Here is a 666-nt window from a genome sequence, read left to right as displayed (position 1 = left end):
CATGTGGTGGCTTAATGAGTGATTGCAAAAGCCGACATGGAGAAGATGCACAATTGCCGTTTGGTGGGTTTTCCGGCTCTGCTTTGTTAAGGCGGTGATTATTTGCTACAAATAGGTGATATGATGACCAGTCTAAATTTTGTAGATAGGACAATAACATGAAATATCGCCTACCTTTTGTTGTCACTGCGTTGTTGTTTTTATCCTCATATGCTGCTGCTCAGGAAGGGTATTGGTATGAGGGGTGCCCGAAGTATTCAGAGCGAGGGTTAAAGGAGGCATTAGATGAATCGATAAGAACTCCTGTCGAATCTGTTAGCGAGTTGCAGCAATACAGCAAAGGGGAGTTAGAAACTCAGCTCAAAAAAGAAGAGTGTGATATACGCAATTTTGCTGAACACAAAAAAGAAATAGAGAAAAGATTACAGGAAATTGAAGAGATACAAAAATCGTAAACTTATTCGTTGTTATTATTGAATGAAAAATCAGCCCCTTTTTGGGGCTTTTTTGTTATGGAGCTTTACATGCGCCCCCATATTATCCACTCCATCATGGATCACGCGCAGACCGAATACCCCAATGAATGCTGCGGTCTGGTGATTCAAAATAGCCGCAAACAGCAATATATCCGCTGTCGCAACACGGCTCCCTCACCCACAGAACAAT

General features: G+C 42.0%; 2 protein-coding genes. Both read left to right on the top strand.

Annotation, left to right across the window (positions count from 1 at the left end; translation table 11 throughout):
• Positions 1-158: 158 nt before the first annotated feature.
• Positions 159-455 carry a hypothetical protein gene (locus Xkoz_RS19305; protein WP_099143530.1) on the top strand — a complete coding sequence of 99 codons (297 nt, stop codon included), beginning with the start codon at positions 159-161 and terminating at the stop codon, positions 453-455.
• Between the two features lie 57 nt (positions 456-512).
• Positions 513-666: Mov34/MPN/PAD-1 family protein (locus Xkoz_RS19300; protein WP_422646046.1), on the top strand; the 154-nt coding region annotated here is incomplete at its 3' end.

Source organism: Xenorhabdus kozodoii (genome assembly GCF_002632875.1).
GTDB classification, from domain to species: Bacteria; Pseudomonadota; Gammaproteobacteria; order Enterobacterales; family Enterobacteriaceae; genus Xenorhabdus; species Xenorhabdus kozodoii.
Note: the sequence above shows the minus strand (reverse complement) of the source record. Positions and strands in the feature narration are given on the sequence as shown.